This window comes from Mesorhizobium sp. M7A.F.Ca.CA.004.12.1.1 (genome assembly GCF_003997835.1).
Lineage (GTDB): Bacteria > Pseudomonadota > Alphaproteobacteria > Rhizobiales > Rhizobiaceae > Mesorhizobium.
Genome location: NZ_RZRK01000060.1, coordinates 1 through 13,668 on the forward strand (window position 1 = coordinate 1; position 13,668 = coordinate 13,668).

The following is a 13,668-nucleotide window of genomic DNA, read 5'->3' on the forward strand; positions in this document are numbered from 1 at the left end:
AAGCAAATGGGCGGAATTTGCGAAGGGAAGCACCCTACGGCGCCCCCCTCTGTCCTGCCGGACATCTCCCCCACAGGTGGGGAGATTGGCAGTTTCGCCGCCGGCTCTTCCCTGGCAATGTTGTTGATTGGCGAAAGCAGAGATGAGGGAGCAATCTCCCCCCTTGAGGGGGAGATGTCCGGCAGGACAGAGGGGGGCGCCAGGGAACTCGTACTATCCAGGAACCCCACCCCTCACACCTTGACCAATTGCTCCACGCGGTCCTTCTCGCCGAAAATTCTGAGATACCGCTCGATCTCTTTCACATCGCCGGTCGCCTTGGCCGGATTGTCGGAAAGCTTGACCGCTGGCCTGCCATTGGCCTCGGTGACCTTGCAGACCAGCGATATGGCGTCGAGGCTGTTGGTTTCCGTCGGCGCGCAGCCTTCGAAATCATTGGTCAGATTGGTGCCCCAGCCGAAGGACATGCGCACCTTGCCCTTGAAGTGGCGATAGGTCTCCTCGATCGTCTCGACTTCGAGCCCGTCGGAGAAGATCAACAGCTTCTGCTTGGGATCCTTGCCCTTGTCGCGCCACCAGGACAGGATCTTTTCGCCGCCTTCGATCGGCGGCGCGCTGTCCGGGCGAAAGCCCGTCCAGTCGGCCACCCAGTCCGGCGCATCGCGCAGGAACGATGCCGTGCCGAAGGCGTCGGGCAGCACGATCAAGAGATTGCCGCCATAGTAACGCTGCCAGTCCTGCAGCACCTTGTAGGGCGACTGCCTCAGCTCTTTTTCCGAGTCGGCGAGGGCGGCGAACACCATCGGCAGCTCATGTGCGTTGGTGCCGAGCGCTTCGAGGTCGTTGTCCATGGCCAGAAGCACGTTGGAGGTGCCGGTGAACGCTTCGCCGATGCCTTCCTTCAGCGCCTCGACGCACCAGCGCTGCCATAGGAAGGAATGGCGCCGGCGCGTGCCGAAGTCCGAGATGCGGATGCCGGGCAGCGCCTTCAGCCGCTCGGTCTTGGCCCACATCTTGGACTTGGCGCGGGCATAGAGCACGTCGAGCGCGAAAGGCCCGAACGCCCGCATCGCCGCGCGCGATCGAAGTTCATTGATGATGGCGAGCGCCGGGATTTCCCACAGTGTGGTGTACATCCACGGCCCGCTGAAGGTCAGCTCATACTGCCCGTCGCGCTTCGACAGCTCGTATTCGGGCAGCCGGAAGCCTTCCAGCCAGGCGAGGAATTCCGGTTCGAAGATCTGCTTGCGGCCGTAGAAATTGTTACCGCCGAGCCAGATCATCTCCTTCTTGGAGAAGCGCAAGGTGCGGGCATGGTCGAGCTGTTCGCGCAATTCGGCCTCGTCGATCTCGTCGGCAAGGCGCACCGAAGTCGTGCGGTTGATCAGCGAGAAGGTTGCGTCGACCTTGGGATACATGCCCCAGATCATCTGCAGCATCAAAAGCTTGTAGAAATCTGTGTCGAGCAGGCTGCGCACGATCGGGTCGAGCTTCCAGGTGTGGTTGTAGACGCGCCGCGCAATATCGGTCTTAGCCATGTCTCAACACCGCCTTCGCTGCCTGCCATCCACAATCGCGACAGGCCTCATAGCATCGAATCGGCCAGAACGCTGCCCGCTTTCAGGCTGGCCCGACAAAAAGAGCTGCCTGCATGCGGTGGCGCAGAGCTTGGCATCAACTTGCGGATTTTCCGCCCATCACCCTGAGCGCCGGACGCTTGCGGCGGCTGACGATGCGGCCGGCCACAGGGGCGTCGGCGCGCCCGTCATCCCCGGCCTTCTCGGCGAACAGCCAGTCGATGAACACCTGCACGATCGGTGTCGCCCGCATCTCGTTGCGGCAGACGACATAGAAATCGTCGACCGCCGGCACCGACAGGCTGAACGGCGCGACCAGCATGCCCCTGGCCAGCAGCGCGCTTGCCGTCACGGAGTCGCCCAGCGCCACGCCATGGCCATGCACCGCCGCCTCGGTCGCCATGCGCGCATCGCCGAGGTGATGGCGGCGACCCCGCTCCAGGTCCAGCGCATCGGCGGCCGCCAGCCAGGTGTGCCATTCGCGGCCGTCATCGCCATGCAGGAAGACATGGTCGGCGAGATCCCTGACGCTGCGGATCGGCCGGTTGTTGATCAGTGTCGGGCTGACCACGGGAAACAGTTCGAGGCCCGACCATTTGCGCATCCAGCAATCGGTCCAGCTGCCGTCGCCATAATGCACGCAGACATCGATGGTGGGTGCCCGCAAATCCTTGGGATCGTTGGAAGGGATAAGCGTCAGCCTTATGTCGGGATATTGCGCCATGAAACTGCCGAGCCGCGGTGTCATCCACAACAACAGAAGCGCCGGCACGCAGGAGACCGAAAGTGTGCCGCTGCTCGCCGGCCTTGTCATGCGCTGGGTGGCGGCGGCGATGCCGTCGAAGGCTGTCGACACCGCGGGCAGAAGCTCCGCGCCATGCGGTGTCAGTTTGACCCGCTGGCCGGCCCGCTCGAACAGCTTGACACTGAGCGACTGCTCGAGCGCCTTGATCTGATGGCTGACGGCGCCATGGGTGACATTCAGCTCAATGGCCGCCTTGGTCAGCGAGCCATGCCGGGCCGTTGCCTCGAAGGCGCGCAGCGGATTAAGCGGTGGCAGGCGCTTGGTCATGGGTATCAACTTTATTGTGAGATTTTCTCACAGAAAACACCCTAACAATATCAATTGATTTTTCAATGCCGCTGCCGGACACTGAACCTGGAACAGCATCAAGACGTGAAATCTGCAGGCAGCCAGCGGGACAGCGGCCCGGCCGGATGACGGTCGGTTCGCAGGCGTCATCCGCGGCGGCACTGCATCAGCCCAGGAGGAGCGGATATGGGATACGATCGCGGCAAGCTCGACGCGTTGCGTCGCAAATATGGTGAAAGCCATGGCGGCGAGATGTTCGACCCGAAATTCCGCAAGGTGGCCGACAAGATCTTCTCCAAAAGTGGCACGCGGCTGGCGCCCTATTCAGGCATCCCGACCTTCCTCGCCGCGCCCTACCGCGAAATATCGGCCGACAATCCGGATTTCGGTGATTTGCAGGTGGCGATGATCGGCGTGCCGATGGATCTCGGCGTCACCAACCGGCCAGGCTCGCGCTTCGGGCCGCGAGCGCTGCGTGCCATCGAGCGCATCGGCCCCTACAATCACGTGCTGGAATGCGCGCCCACACATGAGCTCCGGGTCGCCGACATCGGCGACACGCCGTTCCGCAGCCGCTACCGGCTTGAGACAAGCCATGAGGATATCGAGCGGCGCACCAACCAGATCGTCGATGCCGGCGTCATCCCGCTTTCGATCGGCGGCGACCATTCGATCAGCCACCCGATCCTGAAGGCCGTTGGCAAGAAAGCTCCGGTCGGGTTGATCCATATCGACGCCCACTGCGACACCAGTGGCCTGTTCGACATGACCAAGTTCCACCATGGCGGCCCGTTCCGCAACGCGGTGCTTGACGGCGTGCTCGACCCGACGCGCACGATCCAGATCGGCATCCGCGGCTCGGCCGAATATCTGTGGGAGTTCACCTACGAGTCCGGCATGACCGTGGTGCATGCCGAGGAGGTGACCGGTCTCGGCATTCCGGCCATCATCGAGAAGGCGCGCAGAATAGTCGGCGACGGCCCGACCTATGTGTCCTTCGATATCGACAGCGTCGACCCGGCCTTCGCGCCGGGCACCGGCACGCCGGAAGTTGGCGGGCTGACGACGCGCGAAGTGCTCGAACTGCTGCGCGGCCTCAAGGGTCTCAACATCGTCGGCGGCGACGTCGTCGAGGTGGCGCCGCAATATGACGCGACCACCAACACGGCGCACGCCGCCGCACAGGTGCTGTTCGAGATATTGAGCCTGATGGTGTTCAGCCCGGCTGTCACCGGCAAGGGATCCTGACCTCTACCAATCCGAACGAAGGCGGCCGCCGCGCTGGAGCCGGCGGCCGTATCCAACAAACAAGCGTCCAGACAGGGGAATAACAATGACAATCCGCAAGACATTTGCCTCCATCGCCGCCGTGCTGATGCTTGGCACCGCCGGTTTCGGCTTCGCCACACAAGCCGCAAGCGCCGATGCGCTGGCGGACATCACCAAGGCCGGCACCATCAATGTCGGCGTCTTCGCCGATTTCCCGCCCTTCTCCTCGGCCAGCGCCGACATGAGCCTCAAGGGCTATGACATGGATGTCGCGCAATACATTGCCGATACGCTCAAGGTGAAGCTCAACCCCATCGCCGTCACCGGCCAGAACCGCATCCCGTATCTGAACGACAAGCGCGTCGACATCCTGATGAGCGTCGGCTACTCGAAGGAACGCGAACAGGTCATCGACTTCGCCGCCGCGTACGCGCCCTACTACATCGCCGTGATCGGTCCGGCGGCTCTGACGGTCAAGGGCAAGGAAGACCTCGCCGACAAGTCGATCGCCGTCAATCGTGGCACGCTGGAAGATACCTCGCTCACCGAGGCAGCACCGGCGTCGGCCGACATCAAGCGCTTCGACAACTACAATTCGGTGATCCAGGCCTTCATCTCCGGCCAGACGCAGCTGATGGTCGTCGGCAACGATGTCGGCGCGCAGGTGCTGGCCAAGCAGGACGCACTGAAGCCGGAGCAGAAGTTCCAGCTTCTGACCTCGCCCTCGCATATCGGCCTCAACAAGAATGAGGACGGCCTGAAGAAGGCGGTCAACGATGCCATCGCCAAGATGCTGGCCGACGGCAAGCTGGATGAAAGCTCGAAAACCTGGCTGAAGACGCCGCTCAATCCCGAAAACCTCAAGGATTGAGTTTCCGTGGCCTTTGCCTGGCTCCCGGGTGCTCTGGGCGACATCGCGCACGGCGCGGCCACGACGATCCTGCTGATCGCCGTGACCACGCTGGCCGGAACGCTGCTCAGCATCCTGGGTGCCGCGGGGCGACGAAACGGCCCGGTTCTGCTCAAGCGGGCAATCGCCTGTTACGTCGAGGTGATGCGCAACACGCCGTTCCTGGTGCAGCTGTTCTTCATCTTTTTCGGGCTGCCCAGCCTCGGCATCCGGCTCGACCCGCTCCTGGCCGCCATGCTGGCGATGACGCTCAACATGGCGGCCTACACGATCGAGATCGTCGGCGCCGGGCTTGACGCCGTGCCCGGCGGACAGACAGAAGCAGCGCTCGCGCTTGGGCTGCGGCCCCGCCAGGTGTTCATCAAGATCGTGCTGCCGCAGGCGCTCAAGGTGATCTTTCCGGCGCTGACCAGCCAGATCGTCATCATGATGCTGGAGTCGGCCGTGGTGTCGCAGATCGCCGTGCGTGAACTGACCTACGAGGCCGACATGCTGCAGGCGCGCACCTTCCGCTCCTTCGAGACCTATTTCGTCGTGACGCTGGTCTATCTCGCTCTGTCGATGGCCTTGCGCCGGCTGCTGGTGTCAGGCGGGCGCCGTGCGCTCGGAGCCGGCGTATCATGATCGAGTTCACCTCCTGGGACATCGTGCGCAACCTGCTGCTCGCCGCCCGCTGGACGGTGCTGCTATCGCTGGCCGCCTTCATCGGCGGCGGCATCGTCGGCCTGGTCGTGCTATTCTTCAGGATCGCCAAAAACAAGTGGAGCAGGCGCATAGCCTCGGGCTACATCGCCCTGTTCCAGGGAACGCCGCTCTTGATGCAGCTGTTCCTGATGTTCTTCGGGCTGCCGATGCTCGGCCTGCGCATCGAACCGTGGACGGCGGCGGCGCTCGGCCTCACCTTCTTCGCCAGCGCCTATCTCGCCGAAATCTGGCGCTCCGGCGTCGCGGCGCTACCCCTGGGGCAATGGGACGCCGGCGCAAGCCTTGGCCTGCACTATCTGCAGGAGCTGAGGCTGATCATCCTGCCGCAGGCCTTTTCGATCACCCGCGCACCCACCGTCGGCTTCCTGGTTCAGCTGATCAAATCGACCGCGCTCACTTCGATCATCGGCTTCGAGGAGCTGGTGCGGACCTCCAACGCCATCAACAATGCGACCTTCGAACCGTTCAAGGTCTACGGGCTGGTGGCTCTGATCTTCTTCGTCATGTGCTTTCCGCTGACGCAATACGCCCGCAGGCTCGAGAAACAGGCGGCTGCTCGCTGACGCGCCAAGGCAGCGCTCGATTTCAGGCCGGCAGCCCAAGCTGCTTGCGCAGGCTCTTGTCGAATGCGGACGCGGGGACGAAACGACGCAGGAAACTGACCTGGCGCGCCATTTTTCCCGCCGCATAGCGTTTCTTCGGCGCAGGATCGGTCGCCGCGGCCAAAACGGTGCTGGCGACCACTTCGGGCGCATCGCCTTTTTCCATCGATTTCCGCACGGATACAGTCATCCCGGCACGCGCGGAGTCGTAGATTTCGAGCGACCGGTCGGGGGCGGCAAGATTGTCCTCGAATGCCGTGCGGGTATAGGCGGGCTCCACCAGCGAAACGCGGATGCCGAACGGGCGCAATTCGTGATCGAGCGACTCCGAATAACCCTCGATGGCATGTTTGGTCGCCGAGTAGAGTGCGAAATAGGGAGCGGGGATGAGCCCCTGCACCGAACTCAAATTCACGATTCTGCCCTTCCCTTGGCGCCGCATTGCCGGCAGCACCGCGTTGGTCACACGCAAGACGCCGAAGACGTTCACGTCGAACAGCACCTTAGCCTGGGCGGTCGAGGACTCCTCTGCGCCGCCAAACAGGCCCATGCCGGCATTGTTGACAAGCAGGTCGATGCGTCCGGCCTTGGCCAGAACGTCATCGACCATTGTCGCAACGGACGCGTCGTCGGTCACGTCGCAGGTCAGCATGGTAACGCCGGCGGATGGCCGGGAGGCCGCGCGACGGCTGGTTCCGAAGACGCGAAAGCCGGCGCCTAGCAAGGCATCGGCGGTAGCGCGCCCGATGCCGGAAGATGCCCCTGTGACCAGGGCGACGCCAGGGTTGGTCTTGTTCATGGAAATCATATCCTTCTTTGCGTTGGATCGGATTGGGAAAAGCATGAGAGGCCGGGGCAAAGGGCGTTGGTCATGACTGCGTCTGGCCACCGGTTAGTTCCAGCGTCTGAACAGGGCACTGGCATTCACGCCGCCAAAGCCGAAGCCATTGGAGATCGCGTACTCCATCTCCATGGGCCGGGGCGCGTTTGCGACGAAGTCGATTCCGTCGCCGGCCGGATCGGCCTCGCCAAGGTTGAGGGTTGGCGGGGCGACCTGATCCCTGAGCGCCAGGATTGCGAAGATCGCACCAAGCCCGCCGGCCGCTCCGAGCAAATGTCCGGTCGCCGATTTCGTGGCGCTGACAGCTATCGCGAAATCGCGCCCGAACACGCTCTTGATCGCTTCGATCTCACCCAGGTCGCCGACTGACGTTGATGTCGCATGCGCATTGAGATGACGAACCTCGCGTGGCGAAATCCCTGCATGGGCAATCGCGATCTGCATGGCCCGGCGCGCGCCGTCGCCGTCCTCTGGTCCGGAGGTGACGTGGTGGGCATCGGCGGTTGTGCCGTAGCCGACGAGCTCAGCCAACGGCTTTGCGCCGCGCGCCAACGCGTGGTCCAATGCCTCGATGACCAGCACGCCGGCTCCTTCGCCCATGACGAAGCCGTCCCGCGATGTGTCGAAAGGGCGCGAGGCTTGAGCCGGCGCCCAATTGAAGCCGGTTGAAAGAGAGCGCGCCGCGACGAAACCGCCGAGACTGACGGTGTTGATGCACGCTTCCGTTCCGCCGCATACGGCGATGTCGGCTTCGTTGGCGCGGATCAGGCGGGCGGCGTCGCCGATCGCTTGGATGCCCGCCGCGCATGCCGTCACCGGTGCGCCGAGTGGACCTTTGAAACCATGACGGATCGAGATGTGGCCCGCCGCGAGGTTTACCAGGAAGGACGGCACCGTAAAGGGAGACAGGCGGCGGGCGCCACGCAGGTCCACCGTGCGCACCGCCTCGGTGATGGCGGGGAACCCGCCGACCCCTGAAGCGATGATCGTGGCCGTGCGCAGGCGATCGGTTTCCAGGGCAGGCTTCCATTGCGCCTGCGCCAGCGCCTCTTCCGCCGCGGCCAGCGCGAAGAGAATGAACCGGTCCACCTTGCGTTGATCCTTCGCCGACAGGACGGCATCGGCATCGAAACCAGCCTCCGGATCTTCGCCCAGGGAGGGAACCACGCCGCCAATCTTAGCCGGCAGATCTCCCACCACATCGTCAGGAAGCCTGCGAACGCCCGACCGGCCGGCAAGCAGGCGTGACCAGGACGCTTCGACATTGGCGGCAAGGGGCGTGACCGCTCCCATGCCCGTGACGACAATCCGTTGCATCTGCTCTCCTGTCCTTGGTGTGCCGGCGGCGCTGCTCGCGCCGTTCAAGCGGCGACTGCTTCGCGAACCTGATCGGCCGCCGCATCCAGAAAAGCCTGTGCAAGGTCGGGGTCGTTGACGACCCGCGAGAGCACGACCGCGCCGACCATCGTCGAGAGAACGGCCATTGCCTTGTTGCCGGTCTTTTCGCTGTCGCCCTCGCCAACCCAACCGCCGAGCATCTCAAGGTACGCCTTGATGCCGACTTCGAATGATGCCTTCACCTCGGCACCTTGCCTGGCCGCATCCGAGCCGAGCGCAACGACCGGGCAGCCGTCCATCTTTTCCCCGCGATGGTCCATGCTGAGGTAGAATGAGATCACCCCGTCGAGCGGGCTCCCAGGATGTGCGGCGGTCGCGGCCGACCATTTGTGGGTGGCGCTTTCCATCGCGCGCCTGGACGCCAGCGCCGCCAGATCGTCCTTCGACTCGAATTGCTTGTAAAAGGCGCCCTGGGTCAGCCCGGCACCCTTCATCAGATCCTTGAGGCCGATGCCGTCAAAGCCGCGCTCCCGAAAAAGCCGGCTTGCCACATTGATCACGGTCTCGCGGTTTTCCGCGGCCTGAGTGCGACTCACACGCATCGTCATCTCCTTTTTAGATTGCATTCGTAATCTATACCCTATATAGAGGGTGAACGCAATCTAAAAAAGGACAAATGAGATGATCCCCAAAACCCTGAGCGCCTCGCTGCTGGCAGCGCTGTTTCTTGCAACCCCGGCTCTTGCCGAGGAAGCCACCATCGGACGCCCGATCGAAGGCGGCAGCCTGCACCAGGGACACCTGGACATGGTGGCCTACTACGTTCCGCGCGGCGACCTGCTTGAGGTCACCGCCACTTTCGCACCGAAGGCCGGGGGTGATCCGCTGCGGGTTGTCATGGGCCTCGCCAACAGTGACGCTGTGTCGTTTTCCATACCGGGCTACCCGGGCTCGCTCTACGCGTTCTCAAGGTCCGGTAAGGAAGTGACGGTCTCGACCGAGACTGACACATCCCTGCGAGCCGACGCGACAATGCCCTGACCTGACGCGCAGGCCCGCGGCCGCGCGATGCTGGCCGGGGCTCTCGCGTCGGAACGGCGCGCCACCAATAAGTTCGGAGAGAGGTCACATGCTTTACAGCTATTTTGTCGAGAAATCGATCCGGCAGAGCTTCGACGACGTCAACAACCATCGCTGGGACGCGGCGGTGAAGGCCATCGCGCCGCATGTCCATCACCGGGTTGGTGGCGCCCACGCGCTTGGTGGGGAGCGCCACGACAAGCAAGCCCTGCGCCGCTGGTTCGAGCGCCTCGGCCGTGTTCTGCCCACTCTCCATCTCACGGTCAACCACGTCTGGGTGAAGGGTTGGCCGTGGCATACCACCGTGTTTGCCCAGTGGGATGGCACCGCAACCCTGCTCAACGGCGATACGTCCTACATCAACCGTGGTCTCCACGTGTTCACGCTGCGGTGGGGCACGGTTCATGCGCTCGAGGAGTTTTACGATTCACAGGCGGCGGCGCGCGGTCTCGCCGCTCAAGCCGCAGCCGGCCTCGAAGAGGCTGTCGCCGAACAGATAACAAGCTGAAGCGCGGTTCGAGGACGGCCGGGTTGCCCATGCGCCGACCGGCTCGGGTCCCGAGCCATCTCCGCTGCCGCGCTCCAACTTGTTGCAAGACGTTCAAATTTGAGCTTCCGCACTCATGCTTTGTCGAGAGTATCTCCCGTATTCACTTAAACGGTCTGCGCCGTAGTTTTTAGCCGTTCTGAATCGCCGTCGGCGACGATGACGACGAAATAGGAGAACGCAATGACTCGCAATCACGTTGAACGTCTTGGAGAGTTCCGGGAAATCCTGGTCGCAACCCGACGCGAAGGAGTCCGCAACGTGCACCATACCCGCGATGCAATGCGGGCAAGTGGCTTTCAGATAGGGGACAGCGATGGCTCCAGCTACGGAGCCGAGCTGAAGGCGCTCCAGGAAGAAATTGAGGCAGTCGATCGCGCCATCGAAGACGAGAAGCGGTTGGCCCAGGCCCTCGAGAGCGCAGCTCAATCCCGCCGGCCGAGCAAGCCGAGAATCGTGAAGGGAACATAGTTCCGCTCTCGGCCGAGACGTTCATTGCCTCGGTGCCAAGCGCCGGCTCACGGCACGAACGTTTCTGCAGGCGCCGCTTAATCAGCTACAATATTGGGACATAGCGGCCGCCAAACCGGCACTGTCCTGTTTCAATGCCCAAACTCCAGCGGCGGCGCCAACCGGTCGCGCCGCAGCCAGCGCGCCAGAAGCAGCGCGGCCACCACGGCCAGCCCCGTCGACAGGCCGATCCAGATGCCGACGCCATGCAGGCCGAAATGGAAGGCGAGCAGCACGCCGAGCGGCAGGCCGACGCCCCAATAGCCGATCGCGGCATAGATCATCGGCACCTTGGTGTCGTGCAGGCCGCGCAGCATGCCGGCGGCCACCGCCTGGGCGCCGTCGAAGACCTGGAACAGCGCCGCGAAGACGAGGAACGACACGGCAAGTTCGATCACCCTGGCATTGGCCGGATTGCCCAGATCGATGAAGGCGCTGATCAGCGGATGCGGCCACAGGATCATCACCAGCCCCATCAGCGCCATGAACGAGACACCGATGACGAAAGCGGTCCAGCCGGCGCGCGAAACGCCTTCCGGATTACCGGCGCCGTGCGCAAGGCCGACGCGCACCGTCACCGCCTGGTTGAGGCCGAGCGGCACCATGAAGGAGATCGAGGCGATCTGGATGGCGATCGCGTGCGCGGCCAGCGAATCCGCGTCGATCAGGCCCATCAGCAGGGCCGCCGCATTGAAGATCGTCACCTCGAAGGCGAGAATGCCGGCGATCGGCAGGCCGAGCCGCAGCAGACCCTTGAAGCGCGGCCAGTCGGACCGCCAGAAGCGCCCGAACAGACGGTAGCGGCGGAACTTCTTCTCCAGCATCACCACGGCAGCCATGCCGATGAACATCAGCGCTGAGGACAGCGAGGTGGCAAGGCCCGACCCGGCAATGCCCATTGCCGGCACGCCGAGATTGCCGAACATGAACACCCAGTTGAAGAAGACGTTGCAGGCGACGGCGACGAAGACGATGACCAGCGCCCAGCCCGGCCGTTCCAGCGCCGAGATGAACGAGCGCAGCACGATATAGCCGTAGAACGGCAGCACCGCCCATTCGAGCCAGCGCAGATAGATGCCGGCCTGACGGGCGAGCGCCGGGTCCTGGCCCATCGCCAGCAGAATGCCTTCGCCGTGCCAAAGCACGAGCCAGATCGGAATCGAGATCAGGATCGCCAGCCACAGGCCCTGGCGCACGGTGCGGCGCAGGTCGCGCACCGAATAGCGGCGGCGGCCGAGCTCGGTGGCGATCATCGGCGAGGTCGCCAGCATCAGGCCGAGGCCGAAGATCAGCGGCATGAAATAAAGGTTGGCGCCAAGCGCGCCGCTGGCCAGCGTATCCGGCCCCAGACGACCCATCATCATGACGTCGGTGGCCGTCATCGCGGTCTGGCCGAGATTGGTCAGCACCATCGGCCAGGCAAGCGCCAGCGTCGCCCTGATTTCCTGACGCCAAAGACTTTCCGGCGCGCGAGCGCCGGCTTCGATCGCAGACATTGTTCCGCTCTTTCCAGCTACGGCACGTCGGCCAGAGCCGGAAGCCGCATGTCAAACGGCAAAACCTTCGGTTTCGCGGCGTTTGCGTCAGCTTCTGGACGAAACGCGACATGAAGGCAAGAGAGGAGGGACAGGAACGGATTGAGCCAGCGACCGGCCCCGATGCTCTAGCGGATCGCGTCCAGCATCCGCCGCTGGCGGTGCATCTCGAGGAAAACCTTGTAGTCGCGCTCGAAACGCCCTGATGATTTCGGGTTCGACGGGCGCGTCCGGCCGCCTTGCTGCATGGCAAGACAGGCGGCGTTGAGGTCGGGAAACAGCCCGGCTGCGGTGGCGGCGATCATGCCGGTGCCGAGCAGCACCGCCTCGTCGGCCAGCGGCTCGATCACCGTGCAGCCGGTGGCGTCGGCATAGAGCTCCATCAGCAGCGGGTTCTTGGTGTGGCCGCCGGTGACGTGCAGCGTGTCGATCAGATAGCCATTTTCGTTCAGTGCCTCCAGCACGTGGCGCACGCCGAGCGCGATGCCGACGGCGGTGCGCCAGTAGAGCTTGCACAGGCTGTCGAAGGAGGAGTCCAGCGTCAGCCCGCTGACGACGCCGACCGCATGCGGATCGGCGAGCGGTGAGCGGTTGCCATGAAAGTCGGGCAGCACATGCAGCCTTGCGGCGAGGTTGTCGCCCTCGGTGGCGCGCAGCTCGGCGACACGCCCGGCGATCTTCGCATGCATGGCGGCATCCGGCTCGCCGCCGGCGCCGTGCCAGCGGATGATGTGGTCGAGCAGGGCGCCGGTCGCCGACTGGCCGCCTTCCGACAGCCACAGTCTCGGCAGCGCCGCGCCGTAGTATGGCCCCCAGACGCCGGCGAAAGGCTGCGGATCGGGCGACATCGCCATCACGCAGCTCGATGTGCCGGCGATCAGCGCCAAATGCCGGCCGATGTCCTGTTCGTCGCCGGCAAAGCCGCCGAGCACGCCAAGCGCGCCGGCATAGGCATCGATGACCCCGGCGCCGACCCGGCATTTCTCGCTCAGCCCAAGCTCGGCCGCCGCTTGCGCCGTCAATCGACCGATATCGGCGCCGACCGGGCTGGCTTTTTCCGGCAGGCTGCCGTGCTCGAAAAGATCGTCGAGGCCGACGAGTTCGAAGAAATCGCGCCGCCAGCCTGTCTCCTCATGCGCCAGATAGGTCCATTTGGCGGTCAGCGTGCATTGCGAGCGGGCCAGCGAGCCCGTCGCTTGCCAGGTCAGGAAATCGGTCAGGTCGAATAAATAGCCGGCTTCATTCCACGTCCGCGGCAAATTGCGCTTCAGCCACATCAGCTTCGGCGTCGCCATTTCCGGCGACATGACGCCGCCGATGTAATTCAGCACGGCGTGGCCGCTTGCCGTGCATTCGTCGGCCTCGGCGATGGCGCGGTGGTCGAGCCAGACGACGGTGTCCCAGCGCTTGTCGCCGGTGACCGAGACGCTGAGCTGGCCGCCTTGCCGGTCGCGCACCACCAGCGAACAGGTGGCATCGAAGGAGATGCCGACAATGTCCTCAGGCTCGACACCGGCTTTTTCGCGGGCAGCGCGCACGGCGGTGCAGACGGCCGACCAGATATCGCGCGAATCATGCTCGGCGTGATCGGGCTTCGGCTGGTTCATGGCGATCGGCCGCTCGGCGCGGCCGAGCAAGGTGCCTGTGGTGTCGAGAATGCC

The 13,668-nt window shown here is 64.0% G+C and carries 14 protein-coding genes; 7 read left to right on the top strand and 7 right to left on the bottom strand.

Annotated features, from left to right (window positions below):
• Positions 1-233: 233 nt before the first annotated feature.
• Both pncB and gcvA read right to left on the bottom strand, forming a co-directional pair.
• Positions 234-1,538, bottom strand: coding sequence for a nicotinate phosphoribosyltransferase (gene pncB, locus EN984_RS05315; RefSeq protein WP_127267048.1), 1,305 nt, complete (start codon positions 1,536-1,538; stop codon positions 234-236).
• Between the two features lie 136 nt (positions 1,539-1,674).
• Positions 1,675-2,649, bottom strand: a complete 975-nt coding sequence (gene gcvA, locus EN984_RS05320) for a transcriptional regulator GcvA (RefSeq protein WP_127272585.1) — start codon at positions 2,647-2,649, stop codon at positions 1,675-1,677.
• A 207-nt stretch (positions 2,650-2,856) separates the two neighbouring features.
• Here gcvA and speB point away from each other — a divergent pair, with 207 nt between their 5' ends.
• The 4 genes from speB (at position 2,857) to EN984_RS05340 (ending at position 6,117) form a co-directional block, all read left to right on the top strand.
• Positions 2,857-3,918: an agmatinase gene (speB, locus tag EN984_RS05325; protein ID WP_127269240.1), complete on the top strand. Its 1,062-nt coding sequence runs from the start codon at positions 2,857-2,859 to the stop codon at positions 3,916-3,918.
• 85 nt (positions 3,919-4,003) lie between these two features.
• A complete protein-coding gene (locus EN984_RS05330) occupies positions 4,004-4,810 on the top strand; it encodes a transporter substrate-binding domain-containing protein (protein ID WP_127269241.1) in 807 nt (268 codons plus the stop codon).
• Positions 4,811-4,816: 6 nt separating this feature from the next.
• On the top strand, positions 4,817-5,473 hold the full coding sequence (locus EN984_RS05335; protein ID WP_127269242.1) for an amino acid ABC transporter permease: 657 nt from the start codon (positions 4,817-4,819) through the stop codon (positions 5,471-5,473).
• A complete protein-coding gene (locus EN984_RS05340) occupies positions 5,470-6,117 on the top strand; it encodes an amino acid ABC transporter permease (protein WP_127269243.1) in 648 nt (215 codons plus the stop codon). The genes EN984_RS05335 and EN984_RS05340 overlap by 4 nt, the downstream gene beginning before the upstream one ends.
• A 22-nt stretch (positions 6,118-6,139) precedes the next feature.
• On the opposite strand, the gene EN984_RS05345 is transcribed toward EN984_RS05340, so the two are convergent.
• The 3 genes from EN984_RS05345 to EN984_RS05355 form a co-directional block, all read right to left on the bottom strand.
• A complete protein-coding gene (locus EN984_RS05345) occupies positions 6,140-6,955 on the bottom strand; it encodes an oxidoreductase (RefSeq protein WP_127269244.1) in 816 nt (271 codons plus the stop codon).
• A 93-nt stretch (positions 6,956-7,048) separates the two neighbouring features.
• Positions 7,049-8,314, bottom strand: coding sequence for a beta-ketoacyl-ACP synthase II (gene fabF / locus EN984_RS05350; protein ID WP_127272586.1), 1,266 nt, complete (start codon positions 8,312-8,314; stop codon positions 7,049-7,051).
• Positions 8,315-8,358: 44 nt separating this feature from the next.
• Entirely contained in the window at positions 8,359-8,937 is a 579-nt protein-coding gene (locus EN984_RS05355) for a TetR/AcrR family transcriptional regulator (RefSeq protein WP_127268435.1), read from the bottom strand.
• Positions 8,938-9,016: 79 nt separating this feature from the next.
• Between EN984_RS05355 and EN984_RS05360 the strand changes: the two genes are divergently transcribed.
• The 3 genes from EN984_RS05360 to EN984_RS05370 all read left to right on the top strand — a co-directional run bounded on the left by EN984_RS05360 (position 9,017) and on the right by EN984_RS05370 (position 10,433).
• Positions 9,017-9,376 carry a hypothetical protein gene (locus EN984_RS05360; RefSeq protein WP_127268436.1) on the top strand — a complete coding sequence of 120 codons (360 nt, stop codon included), beginning with the start codon at positions 9,017-9,019 and terminating at the stop codon, positions 9,374-9,376.
• Positions 9,377-9,464: 88 nt separating this feature from the next.
• The gene (locus EN984_RS05365; RefSeq protein WP_127268437.1) at positions 9,465-9,923 is read left to right on the top strand and encodes a nuclear transport factor 2 family protein; all 459 of its coding nucleotides are present in this window, start codon (positions 9,465-9,467) and stop codon (positions 9,921-9,923) included.
• 222 nt (positions 9,924-10,145) lie between these two features.
• Positions 10,146-10,433 (top strand): hypothetical protein, encoded by a 288-nt coding sequence (locus EN984_RS05370; protein ID WP_127268438.1) that lies wholly within the window; start codon positions 10,146-10,148, stop codon positions 10,431-10,433.
• Positions 10,434-10,564: 131 nt separating this feature from the next.
• On the opposite strand, the gene EN984_RS05375 is transcribed toward EN984_RS05370, so the two are convergent.
• Together EN984_RS05375 and EN984_RS05380 are read right to left on the bottom strand one after the other, a co-directional pair.
• A complete protein-coding gene (locus EN984_RS05375; RefSeq protein ID WP_127268439.1) occupies positions 10,565-11,968 on the bottom strand; it encodes an MATE family efflux transporter in 1,404 nt (467 codons plus the stop codon).
• Between the two features lie 167 nt (positions 11,969-12,135).
• Positions 12,136-13,668, bottom strand: a 1,533-nt coding sequence (locus EN984_RS05380) for an FGGY-family carbohydrate kinase (RefSeq protein ID WP_127383655.1), incomplete at its 5' end; no start/stop codon positions are given.

Coding starts and splice junctions, on each gene's coding strand:
- EN984_RS05370 (WP_127268438.1), top strand. CDS start 10,146: ATGACTCGCAATCACGTTGAACGTCTTGGAGAGTTCCGGGAAATCCTG.
- EN984_RS05330 (WP_127269241.1), top strand. CDS start 4,004: ATGACAATCCGCAAGACATTTGCCTCCATCGCCGCCGTGCTGATGCTT.
- EN984_RS05340 (WP_127269243.1), top strand. CDS start 5,470: ATGATCGAGTTCACCTCCTGGGACATCGTGCGCAACCTGCTGCTCGCC.
- EN984_RS05355 (WP_127268435.1), bottom strand. CDS start 8,937: ATGCGTGTGAGTCGCACTCAGGCCGCGGAAAACCGCGAGACCGTGATC.
- speB (WP_127269240.1), top strand. CDS start 2,857: ATGGGATACGATCGCGGCAAGCTCGACGCGTTGCGTCGCAAATATGGT.
- gcvA (WP_127272585.1), bottom strand. CDS start 2,649: ATGACCAAGCGCCTGCCACCGCTTAATCCGCTGCGCGCCTTCGAGGCA.
- fabF (WP_127272586.1), bottom strand. CDS start 8,314: ATGCAACGGATTGTCGTCACGGGCATGGGAGCGGTCACGCCCCTTGCC.
- EN984_RS05365 (WP_127268437.1), top strand. CDS start 9,465: ATGCTTTACAGCTATTTTGTCGAGAAATCGATCCGGCAGAGCTTCGAC.
- EN984_RS05375 (WP_127268439.1), bottom strand. CDS start 11,968: ATGTCTGCGATCGAAGCCGGCGCTCGCGCGCCGGAAAGTCTTTGGCGT.
- pncB (WP_127267048.1), bottom strand. CDS start 1,538: ATGGCTAAGACCGATATTGCGCGGCGCGTCTACAACCACACCTGGAAG.
- EN984_RS05345 (WP_127269244.1), bottom strand. CDS start 6,955: ATGAACAAGACCAACCCTGGCGTCGCCCTGGTCACAGGGGCATCTTCC.
- EN984_RS05360 (WP_127268436.1), top strand. CDS start 9,017: ATGATCCCCAAAACCCTGAGCGCCTCGCTGCTGGCAGCGCTGTTTCTT.